Source organism: Clostridium sp. (genome assembly GCF_051650885.1).
Classification (GTDB): Bacteria; Bacillota; Clostridia; order Clostridiales; family Clostridiaceae; genus Clostridium.
Window position 1 is genome coordinate 1 of sequence record NZ_JBOFRG010000282.1, and the last position, 16,518, is coordinate 16,518.

Annotated in this window: 15 protein-coding genes and 1 pseudogene; 14 read left to right on the plus strand and 2 right to left on the minus strand. The window is 31.1% G+C overall.

The features are described 5' to 3' along the window. The 11 genes and pseudogenes from ACRC28_RS13645 to ACRC28_RS13695 all read left to right on the plus strand — a co-directional run. Window positions 1–313: RNA-guided endonuclease InsQ/TnpB family protein (locus tag ACRC28_RS13645; protein ID WP_438543996.1), on the plus strand; the 313-nt coding region annotated here is incomplete at its 5' end. A gap of 212 nt (window positions 314–525) precedes the next feature. Continuing rightward, a pseudogene (locus tag ACRC28_RS13650) lies at window positions 526–1,101 on the plus strand (sugar phosphate nucleotidyltransferase); the annotation flags it as partial. Between the two features lie 165 nt (window positions 1,102–1,266). Then, window positions 1,267–1,878 carry a zinc dependent phospholipase C family protein gene (locus tag ACRC28_RS13655; protein WP_438543997.1) on the plus strand — a complete coding sequence of 204 codons (612 nt, stop codon included), beginning with the start codon at window positions 1,267–1,269 and terminating at the stop codon, window positions 1,876–1,878. A 191-nt stretch (window positions 1,879–2,069) separates the two neighbouring features. After that, complete coding sequence (locus tag ACRC28_RS13660; protein ID WP_438543998.1) at window positions 2,070–2,435, plus strand: ArsR/SmtB family transcription factor; 366 nt, start codon at window positions 2,070–2,072, stop codon at window positions 2,433–2,435. 8 nt (window positions 2,436–2,443) lie between these two features. Continuing rightward, the gene (locus tag ACRC28_RS13665; protein ID WP_438543999.1) at window positions 2,444–4,843 is read left to right on the plus strand and encodes a heavy metal translocating P-type ATPase; all 2,400 of its coding nucleotides are present in this window, start codon (window positions 2,444–2,446) and stop codon (window positions 4,841–4,843) included. A gap of 403 nt (window positions 4,844–5,246) precedes the next feature. Beyond that, window positions 5,247–5,876: a redox-sensing transcriptional repressor Rex gene (locus ACRC28_RS13670; protein WP_438544000.1), complete on the plus strand. Its 630-nt coding sequence runs from the start codon at window positions 5,247–5,249 to the stop codon at window positions 5,874–5,876. 245 nt (window positions 5,877–6,121) lie between these two features. Next, window positions 6,122–6,904 (plus strand): short-chain-enoyl-CoA hydratase, encoded by a 783-nt coding sequence (locus tag ACRC28_RS13675; RefSeq protein WP_438544001.1) that lies wholly within the window; start codon window positions 6,122–6,124, stop codon window positions 6,902–6,904. 71 nt (window positions 6,905–6,975) lie between these two features. Further along, on the plus strand, window positions 6,976–8,115 hold the full coding sequence (locus ACRC28_RS13680; RefSeq protein ID WP_438544002.1) for an acyl-CoA dehydrogenase: 1,140 nt from the start codon (window positions 6,976–6,978) through the stop codon (window positions 8,113–8,115). A 17-nt stretch (window positions 8,116–8,132) separates the two neighbouring features. Further along, entirely contained in the window at window positions 8,133–8,912 is a 780-nt protein-coding gene (locus ACRC28_RS13685; protein ID WP_438544003.1) for an electron transfer flavoprotein subunit beta/FixA family protein, read from the plus strand. Window positions 8,913–8,935: 23 nt separating this feature from the next. Next, a complete protein-coding gene (locus ACRC28_RS13690) occupies window positions 8,936–9,943 on the plus strand; it encodes an electron transfer flavoprotein subunit alpha/FixB family protein (RefSeq protein ID WP_438544004.1) in 1,008 nt (335 codons plus the stop codon). A 154-nt stretch (window positions 9,944–10,097) separates the two neighbouring features. Continuing rightward, window positions 10,098–10,940: a 3-hydroxybutyryl-CoA dehydrogenase gene (locus tag ACRC28_RS13695; RefSeq protein ID WP_438544005.1), complete on the plus strand. Its 843-nt coding sequence runs from the start codon at window positions 10,098–10,100 to the stop codon at window positions 10,938–10,940. A gap of 118 nt (window positions 10,941–11,058) precedes the next feature. On the opposite strand, the gene ACRC28_RS13700 is transcribed toward ACRC28_RS13695, so the two are convergent. Beyond that, a complete protein-coding gene (locus tag ACRC28_RS13700; RefSeq protein ID WP_438544006.1) occupies window positions 11,059–11,517 on the minus strand; it encodes a hypothetical protein in 459 nt (152 codons plus the stop codon). Window positions 11,518–11,720: 203 nt separating this feature from the next. On the opposite strand from ACRC28_RS13700, the gene ACRC28_RS13705 reads away from it, so the two are divergent. After that, complete coding sequence (locus ACRC28_RS13705; RefSeq protein ID WP_438544007.1) at window positions 11,721–12,611, plus strand: sulfide/dihydroorotate dehydrogenase-like FAD/NAD-binding protein; 891 nt, start codon at window positions 11,721–11,723, stop codon at window positions 12,609–12,611. Further along, entirely contained in the window at window positions 12,611–13,999 is a 1,389-nt protein-coding gene (gltA, locus tag ACRC28_RS13710) for an NADPH-dependent glutamate synthase (RefSeq protein ID WP_438544008.1), read from the plus strand. Before ACRC28_RS13705 ends, gltA begins: the two co-directional genes overlap by 1 nt. Before the next feature lie 92 nt (window positions 14,000–14,091). Here the strand turns inward: gltA and ACRC28_RS13715 are convergent, their stop codons facing one another. Next, window positions 14,092–14,739, minus strand: a complete 648-nt coding sequence (locus ACRC28_RS13715; RefSeq protein WP_438544009.1) for a hypothetical protein — start codon at window positions 14,737–14,739, stop codon at window positions 14,092–14,094. Window positions 14,740–15,354: 615 nt separating this feature from the next. On the opposite strand from ACRC28_RS13715, the gene ACRC28_RS13720 reads away from it, so the two are divergent. Next, entirely contained in the window at window positions 15,355–16,254 is a 900-nt protein-coding gene (locus ACRC28_RS13720; protein ID WP_438544010.1) for a DNA-3-methyladenine glycosylase family protein, read from the plus strand. Window positions 16,255–16,518 lie beyond the last annotated feature (264 nt).

Here is a 16,518-nt window from a genome sequence, read left to right on the forward strand (position 1 = left end):
ACCTAGCAAAATTGTAATGGAAACTCTTAATATCAAAAATATGATGAAGAATAAACACTTAGCGAAAGCTATTGCAGAGCAATGCTTATATGAATTTAAAAGACAAATTCAATATAAGTGCCAAAAATATGGAATAGAATTCGTAGAAGCAGATAAATGGTATCCTTCATCAAAAAAATGTTCTTGTTGTGGAACTAGCAAGAAAGACTTAAGACTCAAAGATAGAATATATAAATGCTCTTGTGGTCTTAAAATTGATAGAGATTTAAATGCAAGCATTAATTTGGCAAATTATTCAATTCAGAATATCTAACCTAAAAATAGATTCTGAATATGTACCCATCGATACTGGGGAATTTAAGCCTTTGGACTATCATATCAAATGAAAGTAGTATATGAGTTATCACTACGAAATCAGATAGAGTGAAGAAGGAAGATATAAAACGAAAGTCTTAGGATATAAGTTGTATCACAGTATAAATATCGACATTCAGATAGAAATGTATATATTTTTCGTATCGGGATATTGCCACTTATAAGGTAGCTAGGTTTACAGAAAAACCTAATTTAGATGTAGCAAAAGAGTTTGTCTACACAGGGAACTACCTTTGGAATTCAGGAATGTTTATCTTTAGAGCAGATATTATACTTAGGGAAATTGAGAAGTATCTGCCTAACGTATATAAATCTTTAATGGAAATATATAGACATATTGGCGAAGATGATGAAGAGAAAGTTATTATGCGCGAATATGAGAGCATAAATGGAATCTCAATAGATTTTGGTGTTATGCAAAGAACAAGAAAGGCATATGTAATCAAGTGTAATTTTTATTGGGATGATATAGGTAGCTTTACAGCACTAAGTAGATTTTTAGATAGAAAGGAAAGTAATTCTATTTCTAAGAATGCTTATTTGGATGACTGTGAAAATTGTGCAGTCTTTGGTGGGAAAAATTTAATTATAGGACTTGGAGTAAAAGACCTAGTTATAGTTGATGCTGGAGATGTGCTTTTAGTTATGGATAAAAAAAGAGATCAAGAGATAAAGCATTTGTTAACAAAATTAGAATCAGAAGAAAAATATAAGAAGTACTTATAAAAAAGTAGTTGGACTCCTTTAAATTTAAGGGAGTCTTTCTTATGGAGAAATAAAAAATTTCCTTAATTTGAAAAGAAAGAGAAAAACTTAATAAAATCGCCACATAAAATAAATGTAAATAGGTTATAATATTTGGAAAAGATAAAAAAAGAAGGTGTGAGTTTTATGATGATGAACACTCATAAACTAATAGCTAATACCCTGTATAATAATATAGATGATGATAAAAAGTTTTTAGTAAGTAAAAATAGATTTACATGGGGAACTATAAAGCCTGATTGTGCATCAAAGTATAAGTTTAAAAAGCATTATTTTGATGAAAGTATAGATATGATTATAGAAATGATAACAGAATTATCTAAATTAACTCCAGATGAAGTTATAAATGATGGAGTTGGAAAGTTCAGTGCAGAGCTTGGAGTAGTCTGTCATTTTTTATGTGATTATTACTGTATCCCTCACAGTCAAAGATGGGAATTTAAAAATGCCATGAGGCAGCATGTAAATTATGAGAGAGAACTGGCTAAAATTGCAAAGCATTATAGTGTTTCTTTAATGAGATTAGATAGACTAGAAGTTGAAGACGTAAGAGAATTTATAGATAAAACACAAGAGATGTACAGAAAAAAAGAAAGCTATTTAAATGATTTAAATTTTGCATACTATATCTGTAATAGTATTATGAATACAGTACTTAAGAGTGTTATTAAAAATACAGGTAAGAAAAGAAGCTTTAATAATGCAGATAATTTAAAAACTGAATTAAAAGTTAACTAGAAATCTATAGGAAGAAAAAATCTTCCTATAGATTTTTTTTATTATAAGATTTATTAAGTAAAGTATGATATTATAAATAAGGTAAAATGGAATAAATTACCATAAAAATTCAAGAAATAAAGTTGACAAATTTAATTTGGATTCATATAATGAACATATGAACAATCGCTCATATGAAAAGAGGTAGTTAAATGGAAGCTAAAAGTCAAAAAATAGATAAGTGCAGCTGCACTATAATTCATGAAGATACAATAACAAAAGTTAAAGATAAATTACCAAAAGAAGAAACATTATATGATTTAGCAGAGTTTTTTAAAGTATTTGGAGATAGCACAAGAATAAAAATTATCTGTGCATTATATGAAGCAGAAATGTGCGTGTGTGATTTAGCAGCACTTTTAAATATGACTCAATCTGCAATATCACATCAACTTAGAACATTAAAAGCAAATAGATTAGTAAAATTTAAACGTGTAGGAAAGGTTGTATATTATTCTCTTGATGATGAGCATATTATGAGAATATTTAATGAAGGCCTAAATCACGTAAAAGAGTAGGAGGGTATATGGAAAAGTTAAAATTATCATTAAAAGGACTAGATTGTGCACATTGCGCAGGAAAAATAGAAACTTTAGTAGCAGAATTCCCAGAGGTAAAAAATTGTACTTTGAATTTTTCTTTTAAATTGTTGATAGTAGAATATAGTGATTTAGATGAAGAAAAAATGATAGAAAAAATAAAAGCAGTAGTAAATAAATTAGAACCACATGTAGTAGTAGAAAAATACTCTTTAGCTAAAAAGAGTACAAGCGATAAATTGAAGTTATCATTAAAAGGATTAGATTGTGCACATTGTGCAGGAAAAATAGAGAGTATAGTATCAGAATTTCCAGAGGTGAAAAACTGTACATTGAATTTTTCATTTAAATTATTAATAGTAGAATATGAAAATGTAAGTGAAAAAGAAGAGTTTGAAAAAATTAGAGAAGTGGTAAATAAACTTGAGCCAGATGTAGTAGTAGAGAATTATAATCTAAATGATGGCGGAATGAGAGGAAGCTTATCAGAAGATAGTAATTCAGAAGCTAAAGAAGAAAATGTAAAAGAAAGTAAGTTAATAAATAAATTATTAGAAAATATTCAATTAATAATAGGAATATTCATTTATGGAGTGGGAATATTCTTAGGTGAAAAAAATAGCATTTCAGTAGTATTTTTTATAATAGCTTACCTATTAGTAGGTCATAAAGTTATAATAACAGCATTTAAGAATTTAATTAAAGGAAACTTCTTTGATGAAAATTTCTTAATGACAATTGCAACCTTTGGAGCACTGGCAATAGGAGAATATCCTGAAGCAGTTGCAGTTATGATTTTCTATGGAATAGGAGAAATGTTCCAAAGCTATGCAGTAAATAAATCAAGAAATTCTATAAGTGCTTTAATGGATATAAAAGCAGAATATGCAAATCTATTTAAGGATGGAAGAATTTTAAAGGTAGCCCCTGAAGACGTAAAGATAAATGAAATAATAGTTATAAAACCAGGTGAAAGAGTTCCATTAGATGGAACAATAGTAGAAGGAAATACAACAATAGATACTTCAGCTTTAACAGGAGAATCAGTTCCAGTTGAAAAGGAATGTGGACAAGAGGTTTTAGGTGGAAGTATTAATATTACAGGAACAATAAAAATGAAGGTATCTAGTGAATTTGAACAAAGTACTGTAGCTAGAATATTAGAGCTTGTTCAAAATGCTAGTAGTAAAAAAGCAAAAACAGAAAAATTTATTACTAAGTTTTCAAGATATTACACACCAGTAGTTGTTATTGCAGCAATTGTTTTAGCTGTAGTGCCACCACTTGTTATTCCAAATCAAGAGTTCACAACATGGCTTTCTAGAGCATTAATATTCTTAGTTGTATCATGTCCATGTGCTTTAGTTGTATCAGTTCCATTAGGATTATTTGCAGGGATAGGAAGTGCCTCTAAAAAAGGTATATTAGTCAAAGGTGGAAACTATTTAGAAGTTCTTAAAAATGTAGATGCAGTTATATTTGATAAAACAGGTACATTAACTGAAGGAGTATTTAAGGTTTCTAAAATAGATAATTATGGTGGATTATCTAAAAGTGATGTATTAAAATATGCTGCGGCTTGTGAGAAGCTATCAAACCATCCAATAGCAAAATCAATATTAGATGAATTTGAAATGAGCAAACAAGGTGATGTTGAAGATATTATAGTAACTAATCACAAGGAAGTTTCAGGAATGGGGATTCAAGGTGAGATAGATAGCAATGTAGTTTTAGTAGGAAATTATAAATTAATGAAAGCTAACAATATAAAGGTAACAGAAATTGATGCCATAGGAACAATTGTATATATAGCAGTTAATGGAGACTTTAAAGGAAGTATTATAATTTCAGATAAAATAAAGAGAGATTCAAAAAAAGCTATAAAAGAGCTAAAAGAAGTTGGCGTAAAAAATATTGTAATGCTAACAGGAGATAATAAAAAGGTTGGAGAAAAAGTAGCTAAAGAGCTTGGAGTTGATAAAGTATATTCAGAACTATTACCAAGTGATAAAGTTGAAAAATTAGAAGAAATAATAAATTCAGGTGAATTTAAAAATGTAGCATTTGTTGGAGATGGAATAAATGATGCACCAGTTTTAGCTAGAGCAGACCTTGGGGTTGCAATGGGAGGCATTGGTTCAGATGCTGCTATAGAAGCCGCTGACATTGTTTTAATGCAAGACAATCCAATGGCGTTAAAAGAAGGAATTTTAGTAGCTAAAAAGACAAGCAAAATTCTTTGGCAAAATATAATTTTCTCATTAGGAATTAAACTATTTGTCCTATTAATGGCTGTCTTTGGAATAGCAAATATGTGGGAAGCTGTGTTTGCTGATGTAGGAGTTACAGTAATTGCAGTAATAAATTCAATGAGAGCATTAAAATAGCAACGAATTCCATTGACAAAATTCGAGTTTTTAATGTATAATTCAAAATGAACTTTCAGGCGAGAGGGAAAAGGCATTAGGGAATATTTCATATTCTCACATATAAAGTTTTACTTTATATTAAAATTGGGATGAAGTTTATGTGTAAGTTTTTATACATAAACTTTATTTTTATCCAAATATAATTACATATTGAAAAGAACTTTGATAAATAAAAAACAAACTATCATTTGATGACATAATATTAGAAGAAAAACGTAAAATTTCTTAAAAATAATATAAAAAGAATATATTTATTTGAAAAAGTGGTTTAAATATAAATAAATATGGTAAAATAAAAAATGATAGTTAAAAATTTCACACCCTTTTAAAGGGAATAAAATAAACATAAGGAGACATAGAGATGGAAAAGAAAAAGAATATTTCTATGGCTGTTATAAAAAGATTGCCTAAATATCATAGGTATTTAAATGAATTATTAAGAAATGATGTTGATAGAATATCTTCAAAGGAATTAGGGGAGAAAATCGGCTTTACAGCATCACAAATTAGACAAGACTTAAATTGTTTTGGTGATTTTGGGCAACAAGGATACGGCTATAATGTAAGAGAGCTTGCAAGCAAGATAAGTACAATATTAGGATTAGATAAAGACCATACAGGTGTAATTGTAGGGGCAGGAAATATAGGTCAAGCAATTGCAAATTACACTAGGTTTGGAAAAATGAGCTTTGACTTAAAAGGTATATTTGATGCAAATCCTAAATTAAATGGAATAAAAATAAGAGATATAGGAATAGAAGACATAGATGAACTAGAAGGATTCCTAGAAGGAAATAAAATAGATATTGGTGTAGTTTGTGTACCAAGAATAAATGCACAAAAGGTATCTGATATATTAGTCGCTGGTGGAGTTAAAGCTATTTGGAACTTTGCACCAGTTGATTTAGTAGTTCCAAATGATGTTATTGTTGAAAATGTACACTTAAGTGAAAGTCTTTTAACGTTAATTTATTTATTACATAATAAATAAAAACATATAAAATGAAAGAACTGGATTAATAGAAAAAAATTGTATAATTTTTTGTGGTATATATTGCAAAAGATTTAACGAAGGATTATAATTGTAATTGAAGTTGAAAGACTTCAATTATTTTTTGTTTTAATTTGTGATATAATTAACAAACAAGAAAAATTTTCTAAATAAAACGTTAACAATCGATAAAAAAGTAAAAATTTGCTATTAAATAAAAAAGTGTGTCTAAGGAGGATTTTAAAATGGAATTAAAAAATGTACTTCTTGAGAAAGAAGGAAATTTAGCTATTGTTACTATTAACAGACCAAAAGCTTTAAATGCTTTAAATTCTGAAACATTAGCTGATTTAAATACAGTAGTTGAGGACTTAGAAAAAGACAGTAATATTTATGCAGTTATTTTAACTGGAGCAGGAGAAAAAGCTTTTGTTGCAGGTGCAGACATTGCAGAAATGAAAGATTTAACAGAAGAGCAAGGAAGAGAATTTGGAATTTTAGGAAACAGAGTTTTCAGAAGATTAGAAAAATTAGATAAACCTGTTATAGCAGCTATATCAGGATTTGCTTTAGGTGGAGGATGTGAACTTGCTATGAGTTGTGATATTAGAATCGCATCAGAAAAAGCTAAGTTTGGTCAACCAGAATCAGGGCTTGGAATAACTCCAGGATTTGGTGGAACTCAAAGACTACCAAGAATCGTTGGACTTGGAAAAGCTAAGGAACTTATATACACTAACGAAATAATAAAAGCAGATGAAGCATTAAGAATAGGATTAGTTAATAAAGTAGTAGCATTAGAAGAATTAATGGATGCTGCAAAAGAAATGGCAAGCAAAATAATAAGCAATGCACCAATCGCAAACAAACTTTGTAAGGATGCAATTGATAGAGGAATGCAAGTTTCAATAGATGAAGCTATCATGATAGAAGCTGAAGATTTTGGAAAATGTTTCGCTACAGAAGATCAATCAGAAGGAATGGCAGCTTTCATGGAAAGAAGAGCTAAAAACTTCCAAAATAAATAGTATATACGTAAAACTTTAAATAATAAATATTATATAAAAGACAGAGTGTAATGAATAGGAGGGCAATTTAAATGAATTTCCAATTAACTAGAGAACAAGAATTAGTAAGACAAATGGTTAGAGAATTCGCTATAAACGAAGTTAAGCCAATTGCAGCTGAAATTGACGAAACAGAAAGATTCCCAATGGAAAACGTTGAGAAAATGGCTAAGTTAGGAGTAATGGGAATACCATTTCCTAAAGAATTCGAAGGAGCTGGCGGAGATACTCTTTCATATATATTAGCAGTTGAAGAATTATCAAAAGTATGTGGTACTACAGGAGTTATCCTTTCAGCACACACATCTTTATGTGGAGCTGTTATAAACCAATTTGGTAATCCAGCGCAAAAAGCTAAATATTTACCTGATTTAGCATCAGGAAGAAAAGTTGGAGCATTTGGTTTAACTGAACCAGGAGCAGGAACTGATGCTGCAGGACAACAAACTACAGCAGTTTTAGATGGAGATAACTACATCTTAAATGGTTCAAAAATCTTCATAACAAATGGTGGAGTTGCTGAAACTTTCATAATATTTGCTATGACAGATAAAAGCCAAGGAACAAGAGGAATATCAGCATTTGTTGTTGAAAAATCATTCCCTGGATTCTCAATAGGTAAAGTTGAAGACAAGCTAGGAATTAGAGCTTCATCAACTACAGAGCTTATTATGGAAAACTGTGTAGTTCCAAAAGAAAACCTACTTGGAAAAGAAGGAAAAGGATTTGGAATAGCAATGAAAACTCTTGATGGAGGAAGAATTGGTATAGCTGCACAAGCATTAGGAATTGCAGAAGGTGCATTAGAAGAAGCAGTTAACTACATGAAAGAAAGAAAACAATTTGGTAGACCTTTATCAGCATTCCAAGGATTACAATGGATGATAGCTGAAATGGATACTAAAGTAGAAGCAGCTAGATATTTAGTTTATAAAGCAGCTACTTTAAAAGAAGCAGGGCTTCCATATTCAGTAGAAGCAGCTAGAGCAAAATTATATGCAGCAGAAGTTGCTATGGATGTTACTACTAAAGCAGTACAAATCTTTGGTGGATATGGATACACTAAAGAGTACCCAGTAGAAAGAATGATGAGAGATGCTAAGATAACTGAAATCTACGAAGGAACTTCAGAAGTTCAAAAAATGGTTATCGCAGGAAGCAAGTTAAGATAGAAGGGGAGGCCTAAACAATGAATATATTAGTTTGTTTAAAACAAGTTCCAGATACAACAGCAGTAAAAATTGATCCTAAAACAGGAACACTTATAAGAGATGGTGTACCATCAATAATTAACCCAGAAGATAAGCATGCTTTAGAAGCGGCTATCCAAATAAAAGAAAACAGTGGGGCAAAAATAACAGTTATAAGTATGGGACCTCCACAAGCTAAAGAAGCTTTAAGAGAAGCTTTATGTATGGGAGCTGATGATGCAGTTCTTATTACAGATAGAGCATTTGCAGGAGCTGATACATTAGCAACTTCAAACGCTTTAGCAGGAGCTATCAGAAAATTAGATTACGATATCGTATTTGCAGGAAGACAAGCGATTGATGGAGATACTGCACAAGTAGGACCAGAAATTGCAGAGCATTTAGATATTCCTCAAGTAACTTATGTTCAAGATGTTAAAGTTGAAGAAGATGGATTATTAGTAAATAGAGCATTAGAAGATGGACACGAAATGATAAAAGTTCAAACTCCATGTCTTTTAACTGCTATTGAAGAATTAAATAAACCAAGATACATGAACGTTGGTTTAATCTTCGATACTAAGGACAAAGAAATCACTATTTGGTCAGCAGATGACATAGATGTAGATAAATCAGTTCTTGGATTAAAAGGTTCACCTACAAAGGTTAAGAAATCAATGACTAAAGAAGCTAAAGGTGCTGGAGAATTAGTTAAAGAAGGACCAAAAGACGCTGCAGCTTACGTAGTTTCAAAATTAAAAGAAAAACACTACATCTAATAGGAATAGGGAGGTAACTTAAAATGAATTTAGCAGATTTTAAAGGTGTATGGGTATTCGCTGAACAAAGAGGCGGAGAACTACAAAAAGTATCATTAGAATTATTAGGCGAAGGAAGAAAAATCGCTGATAAACTAGGAGTAGAATTAACAGCTCTATTATTAGGGCATAATATAGAAGGTTTAGCAAACACTTTAGGTGAGCATGGAGCAGACAACGTATTAGTTTGTGATCACGAAGAATTAGCTAACTATACAACTGATGGTTACACAAAAGTAATTTGTGATTTAGCAAATGAAAGAAAACCAGGAATAATATTTGTAGGAGCAACTTTCGTAGGAAGAGACTTAGGTCCAAGAGTTGCTGCAAGATTAACTACAGGACTTACAGCTGACTGTACTCAATTAGATGTAGTTCCAGAAGAAAACGGAGCATTACTTGCTACAAGACCAGCATTTGGTGGAAACTTAATGGCAACAATCGCTTGTCCTGACCACAGACCACAAATGGCTACTGTAAGACCAGGAGTATTCGCTAAAGTTTCTGAGAAGAAAGAAAACTTTAACGTAGAAAAAATTGAAGTAGCTTTAACTGCTGATGATATCAGAACTAAAGTTCTTGAAGTTGTTAAAGATGCTAAAGAAGTTGTAGATATCGGAGAAGCTAAAGTTTTAGTTGCAGGGGGAAGAGGACTTGGATCAAAAGAAAACTTTGATAAGTTAACTGAACTTGCTGAAACTTTAGGTGGAGTAGTTGCTGCATCAAGAGGAGCTATCGATAAAGGATGGATTGAAAGAGATTACCAAGTTGGTCAAACAGGAAAAACTGTAAGACCAAACATCTACATTGCATGTGGTATTTCAGGAGCTATCCAACATACAGCTGGAATGCAAGAATCAGATATGATTATAGCAATTAATAAAGATGAAACTGCACCAATCATGAAATTAGCAGATTATGCTATTGTTGGTGATGTAAATAAAGTATTACCTGAGTTAATCGCTCAATTTCAAACAGTAATCGAAAATTAATTTTAGATTATAGGGGGAGGGGCATTGCCCCTAGACCCTAAAAATAAATTATGTATTTTAGGTGAAATTAGTTCGCCTTAAAGTTTTAGACTAATTACATTTCACAAATTTAAGTCGCATTAAAAAGAGTTAAGTAAACAGGAGGTCTATTAATATGAAAAAAATATTTGTATTAGGTGCAGGAACTATGGGAGCTGGTATCGTTCAAGCTTTCGCACAAAAAGGTCATGAAGTTATCGTTAGAGATATTAAAGATGAATTTGTTCAAAGAGGAATCGCTGGTATAGATAAAGGTCTTACTAGATTAGTTTCAAAAGGAAAAATGACTGAAGAAGCTAAAGAAGAAATCTTATCAAGAATTTCAGGAACAACAGACATGAACATGGCTGCTGACTGTGATTTAGTAGTAGAAGCTGCAATTGAAAACATGAAAATCAAAAAAGAGATATTTGCTGAGTTAGATAAAATATGTAAACCAGAAACTATCTTAGCTTCAAATACATCATCATTATCAATAACTGAAGTTGCATCAGCTACAGCTAGACCAGAAAAAGTTATTGGAATGCACTTCTTCAACCCAGCTCCAGTAATGAAGTTAGTTGAAATCATCAGAGGAATGGCAACTAACCAAGAAACTTTTGATGCTGTTAAAGAATTATCAGTAGCAATCGGAAAAGAGCCAGTAGAAGTTGCAGAAGCACCAGGATTTGTTGTAAACAGAATCTTAATTCCAATGATAAATGAAGCTTCATTTATATTACAAGAAGGAATAGCAACTGTTGAAGACATTGATGCATCAATGAAATACGGAGCAGGACACCCAATGGGGCCATTAGCTTTAGGAGATTTAATAGGATTAGACGTTTGTTTAGCTATAATGGATGTATTATACTCAGAAACAGGAGACACTAAGTACAGAGCTTCAAACATATTAAGAAAATACGTTAGAGCTGGATGGCTTGGAAGAAAAACTGGAAGAGGATTCTACGCTTATTAGTTAAGAATTAAGAGTTAAGAATTAAGAGTTAAGAATTAAGAATTATTGAGAAAACTCGCTTAGGCGAGTTTTTTTAGTTCAAAAAAAGAAAGAACTGCTTGCAGTTCCTCCCATAACTCTAATCATAAATAGTCTTAGGTGGCTTTCTTTTTTTCTCATATCGCTTTCCATGTGGTTTTTTGTTTTTTGATTTTTTCATTAAAATTTGTATTCCCATCCATGCCAGTCTTAGCAGTATGTAGATGAAGAATAGATAGATAAATCCATATAAGCCCCAGAATACATCTCCAAATTCAGCTTGTCCTTGTCCTGTTAATTTTTGTTGTATTTCAATGGCAACTGTTATGAAGATTAAAATAGTAAATGTATAGATAAATGATACTGCTGTTATTGAGTATTTTGATACTATTTTAAATAAGAAATGTGAAAAAGCAAAAATAACTGCTCCAAGTAGCCCAATAAAAATAAAGTGTAATTGTTTGTCAGTAAAACCATAGCCCGATGTGCCTAAAATTTCTACTGCTTTATGATGGATTGTATTCATCATTTGAACTAAAAATTTTAAAAATTCTATCATATTTATCTCCCCTTAAACCCTTATATGTAATATAGTAACATAAAATGTAGAAAAAGGAGTTAGGAAATAAAATAAATAATACAAAAAAATAAGTTTGTTTTCCATAGAAAATTAAATTCCCAAATATTGAATATTAATCTTATTAAATGGTATAATTTATAAAAATAGTAAAAATATTTTTGGATAAAGAGGGGGAATTTAGAATGTTTAAAATAGTAAAAAAAGAAGTCTTAGCAGAGAATCTATTTTTAATGGATATTGAAGCGAAGAGGGTTGCTAAATCAGCAAAGCCAGGACAATTTATTATTATAAAGACTGATGAAAAGGGTGAAAGAATCCCTTTAACAATAGCTGATTATGATAAGGAGAGAGGGACTGTTTCTATAGTTTTCCAAATCGTTGGAGAGGGATCTAGGGAACTTGGAAGCCTTAATATAGGAGACTATGTTTCTGATTTTGTAGGTCCACTTGGAATGGAAAGTGAGTTTGTTAATGAAAGCTTAGAAGATTTAAAAAATCAAAATATTCTTTTTGTTGCAGGAGGTGTTGGAGCTGCACCTGTTTATCCTCAAGTTAAATGGATGAAGGAAAATGGAATTGATGTGGATGTAATTGTAGGAACTAGAACAAAGAGTCTTTTAATTTTAGAGGATGAGATGAGAAAGGTAGCTAAAAATTATTATGTAACAACTGATGACGGTTCTTATGAGTTTCATGGAAGAGTTACAGACCTTTTAAATAACTTAGTTAGAGAAGAGAGGAAAAAGTATGATCATATAGTTGTTATAGGGCCAATGATTATGATGAAGTTTATGTGCCTTTTAACTAAGGAGCTTGGAATTAAAACTACTGTAAGTTTAAATCCTATTATGGTTGATGGAACTGGAATGTGTGGTGCATGTAGAGTTACTGTTGGGGATAAAATTAAATTTGCATGTGTTGATGGACCAGAGTTTGATGGACATTTAGTTGATTTTGATCAGGCTATGAGAAGACAAAACATTTATAAGACTGAAGAAGGAAGAGCATTCCTTAAAAAGACTGAAGGAAATACTCATCATGGTGGATGTGGAAATTGTGGAGGTGATAAATAATGGATATGAAGGATAGATTAGTGAGAGTGCCTGTAAAAGAGCAAGAAGCAAAGGTTAGAGCTACAAATTTTGAAGAGGTTTGTATTGGGTATGATGAAAATGATGCAGTAAAAGAAGCTAATAGATGTTTAAACTGTAAAAATGCTAGATGTATTCAAAAATGTCCTGTAAACATTAATATCCCTGCATTTATAGAAAAAGTTAAAACAGGTGATTTTGAAGAAGCTGCAAAAGTAATTGCAAAGGATTCAGCATTACCAGCAGTATGTGGAAGAGTTTGTCCACAAGAAACTCAATGTGAAGGAAACTGTGTTTTAGGAATTAAAGGAGAGGCTGTATCTATTGGGAAGCTTGAAAGATTTGTAGCAGACTGGGCTAGAGAAAATAATGTAGACCTTTCACAAAAGGAAGCTGAAAACGGTAAAAAAGTTGCAGTTATAGGAAGTGGACCTGCAGGACTTACATGTGCAGGAGATTTAGCAAGACTTGGATATGATGTAACTATATTTGAAGCACTTCATGAAGCAGGAGGAGTATTAGTTTATGGAATTCCAGAGTTTAGACTTCCAAAGGAAACTGTAGTAAAAGGTGAAATTGAAAATGTTAAAAAGCTTGGTGTTAAGATAGAAACTAATGTAGTTGTAGGAAGAACTGTAACTATAGATGAGCTTATGGAAGAAGAAGGCTTTCAAGCTGTATTCATAGGTTCAGGTGCAGGACTTCCAAAGTTTATGGGAATAAAAGGTGAAAGTGCTAATGGAGTATTTTCAGCAAATGAAATTTTAACTAGAAGTAATTTAATGAAAGCCTTTGAAGAAGGATATAAAACTCCAGTTAAAATAGGAAAGAAAGTAGCTGTAGTAGGTGGTGGAAATGTTGCAATGGATGCAGCAAGAACAGCACTAAGATTAGGAGCAGAAACTCATATAGTATATAGAAGAAGTATGTCAGAGCTTCCAGCAAGAGAAGAAGAAATTCATCATGCAAAAGAAGAAGGAATAATCTTTGATATTCTAACAAATCCAACAGAAATTTTAAGTGATGAAAATGGATTTGTAACAGGAATGAAATGTGTGAAAATGGAGCTTGGTGAGCCAGACGCTTCAGGAAGAAGAAGACCTGTAGAAGTAGAAAATTCAGAATTTATATTAGATGTAGATACAGTAATAATGTCACTTGGAACATCACCAAACCCACTTATAACATCAACAACAGAAGGATTAGAACAAAATAAATGGGGTTGTATCGTAACAAAAGAACTTGGAGAAACATCAAAAAAAGGTGTATTTGCAGGTGGAGATGCAGTAACAGGAGCAGCAACAGTAATACTGGCAATGGGAGCTGGGAAAGAGGCTGCTAAGGGAATTGATGAATTTTTAAGGAGTTAAGAAGTAAGAGTTAAGAAAAAATTTGCAGAGCGAATTTTAGACGGAAAGAAAAACCGAATTGGCAAAGCCAATTCGGTTTTTCTAACTATTAACTATTCTATAATTTTTTTTAATTCTAAGTTTGATTTTCTGTTGTCTAGTGGGTTTAGGTTTATGTGGTATACGTAGTGTTTTTCTGATGGGTTCATTAGTAGGACGTCTAGTTTTAATCTTCCATCAGGTGTGTTTGCAATTACTGTTGTTTCTCTATTTGTTTTGTATAGAGTCCATGTGTAGAAGTCTGTTACTACATCATTTAAGTCTTCTTTTGAGATTAATGTTTTACCAATTTTGTTTCCAAATTTATCTTTTAAGATTATAGCTACTGTATTTTCATCCATAGTTTCTGTTTCGTTCATTCCGTTTCTGTTGAAAACTTCTAAGTTTACGGCTCTATTATCTAGAGTGTCGTTATTTTTGTGGATGATTGGTGCATTTACATCTTCATTTAAAACTATGTTTCCAAGGTTTTGTTTTAAAGATTTACCTTTTTTATTAGTTTTTGAAGAGTGAATGTTAAGCACAAGGTAGCTATTAGAATCTTTATTCCATTCAGCAAACCAAGTTCCCTCAGCCTTTATCTTATCAACAGAGTCTGTATCTACCTTAACTTCGAATTCTTTACCTTTTTTATTTAAGATTGTCATTACTGTATAATCATTTTCATTTTTAAATGTGTTTTCTGCTTTTTTATAATCCATATTTATTATAAACACTTCCTTTAATTAATTTATGTATTGTTACAGTATAGCAAAGAATTGTTAAATAAGAAAGATTAGAGAGGATTTATATAAAAGAGTTTATTTTTTATAAAAATTTGATATAATATAGATATAAGAAAAGCATAGTGCTGTAACACTATGCTTAACCTAAACGTTTTTGATTAGGGCTATTGAATATAGGTTGTAAAAAGCACTACTTGTTGGATGGAGTGCTTTTTTCTTTATGTTTTATTTTTAAAGAGATTTTTTTGAAACTTATTTCTAAAGAAAAAATTTCTAAATCCTTACGTCTTAAAATTCTTAGTAATAGAAATACTATTGAAATTAAAATACAATATTTAAACATATCCAATACCACCCCCTTCAAGCATTGATGATAATAAATATCTTCAATAACCCTCGGGAGGAGAAACGTATAAACCCCCGTAGCCATCCTTTCTACGGATTTCTTAAAATTTACTTTATAATTATAAAAATATCAATAATAATTAGCTACTACCAAATTATGTTAAATTGATACTTTCAGAATAGTTTAATATAATTAAGGAAATAAATATTATAGTAGGAACGACTTACTAGGATTGGAGAAGTTTTATGGATTATAAGAAAATAGAGTATATAGATGATAAAGTTATTTTAGACTGTGTTAAGAACTTTAATTTAGAGCAGATTTTAGAGTGTGGACAATGCTTTAGATGGGAGAAGATTGCTAATTTACATTATATAATTGTAGCTTTTGAGAGGGTTCTTGAGATTAAGCAAGAAGGAGAGAAGGTTACTTTTTCTAATACTAATAAAGATGAGTTTGAGAAGATTTGGCTTGGGTATTTTGATTTGGATAGGGATTATGATACTGTAAAAAATGCTTTAAAGAGTGATTCTGTTTTAGAGGAGTGTATGGAGTTTGGGTATGGTATTAGGCTTCTTAATCAAGAGGCTTTCGAGATGCTTATAAGCTTTATTATATCAGCTAGAAATAGTATTCCTGTAATTAGAGGAACTATCTTAAAGATTAGTAAGAGATGGGGAAGAGAAATAGAGTATAAGGGAAACAAGTATTACACTTTTCCAAAGGCTGAGGTTTTAAAGGATGTTACTGAATTAGAACTTAAGGAAGAGGGAGGATCTTTTAGAAGTAAGTATATAATCGACACATCGAAAAAGGTATTTGAGGACTTACATAAGCTAGATGGAAAGTTTAACTTAGAGAGAATAATTAGATTAAATGAAGATGAATGTCATAAAGCACTTCAAGAATTTAAAGGTGTAGGTGCAAAGGTGGCAGATTGTATTATGTTGTTTGGTATGGGGAAACAGGGTGCATTTCCAGTAGATAGATGGGTGGAAAGAATAATGAATTATTTCTACAATTTAAATGAAACATCAATGCCTAAAATAAGAGTAGAAGGTAAAAAGAAATTCGGAGATTTAGCAGGATTTGCACAGCAATATCTTTTTTACTATGCAATAGAAAAATCAATAAAGTTGAAATAGGGAAGTGAAGGGTGAATTATTTATAGTTTTTGAATGGGTAACTAAACTGTTACAACAAATTTAAACAAAACTATACAAATATGTATAGAAGTATAGAGTTAAAACAGAAAGCCCTCTGTATCTAGTGATAGGTGCAGACTCGGAGTTAATTGCTTTTAATCCCTAAAGCCTTATGACCAAAGCGAAACTAGAAATGGTAAGCGTAACGGTGCGAAAGCAGAAAAAATAATAAGGATAGCCTAAGTTGAAATAAAATCTAATTAG

What these genes read in the sequence shown, in the direction of transcription:
- ACRC28_RS13655 (WP_438543997.1), top strand. Translation starts at nt 1,267, where the DNA reads ATGATGATGAACACTCATAAACTAATAGCTAATACCCTGTATAATAAT.
- ACRC28_RS13660 (WP_438543998.1), top strand. Translation starts at nt 2,070, where the DNA reads ATGGAAGCTAAAAGTCAAAAAATAGATAAGTGCAGCTGCACTATAATT.
- ACRC28_RS13665 (WP_438543999.1), top strand. Translation starts at nt 2,444, where the DNA reads ATGGAAAAGTTAAAATTATCATTAAAAGGACTAGATTGTGCACATTGC.
- ACRC28_RS13670 (WP_438544000.1), top strand. Translation starts at nt 5,247, where the DNA reads ATGGAAAAGAAAAAGAATATTTCTATGGCTGTTATAAAAAGATTGCCT.
- ACRC28_RS13675 (WP_438544001.1), top strand. Translation starts at nt 6,122, where the DNA reads ATGGAATTAAAAAATGTACTTCTTGAGAAAGAAGGAAATTTAGCTATT.
- ACRC28_RS13680 (WP_438544002.1), top strand. Translation starts at nt 6,976, where the DNA reads ATGAATTTCCAATTAACTAGAGAACAAGAATTAGTAAGACAAATGGTT.
- ACRC28_RS13685 (WP_438544003.1), top strand. Translation starts at nt 8,133, where the DNA reads ATGAATATATTAGTTTGTTTAAAACAAGTTCCAGATACAACAGCAGTA.
- ACRC28_RS13690 (WP_438544004.1), top strand. Translation starts at nt 8,936, where the DNA reads ATGAATTTAGCAGATTTTAAAGGTGTATGGGTATTCGCTGAACAAAGA.
- ACRC28_RS13695 (WP_438544005.1), top strand. Translation starts at nt 10,098, where the DNA reads ATGAAAAAAATATTTGTATTAGGTGCAGGAACTATGGGAGCTGGTATC.
- ACRC28_RS13700 (WP_438544006.1), bottom strand. Translation starts at nt 11,517, where the DNA reads ATGATAGAATTTTTAAAATTTTTAGTTCAAATGATGAATACAATCCAT.
- ACRC28_RS13705 (WP_438544007.1), top strand. Translation starts at nt 11,721, where the DNA reads ATGTTTAAAATAGTAAAAAAAGAAGTCTTAGCAGAGAATCTATTTTTA.
- gltA (WP_438544008.1), top strand. Translation starts at nt 12,611, where the DNA reads ATGGATATGAAGGATAGATTAGTGAGAGTGCCTGTAAAAGAGCAAGAA.
- ACRC28_RS13715 (WP_438544009.1), bottom strand. Translation starts at nt 14,739, where the DNA reads ATGGATTATAAAAAAGCAGAAAACACATTTAAAAATGAAAATGATTAT.
- ACRC28_RS13720 (WP_438544010.1), top strand. Translation starts at nt 15,355, where the DNA reads ATGGATTATAAGAAAATAGAGTATATAGATGATAAAGTTATTTTAGAC.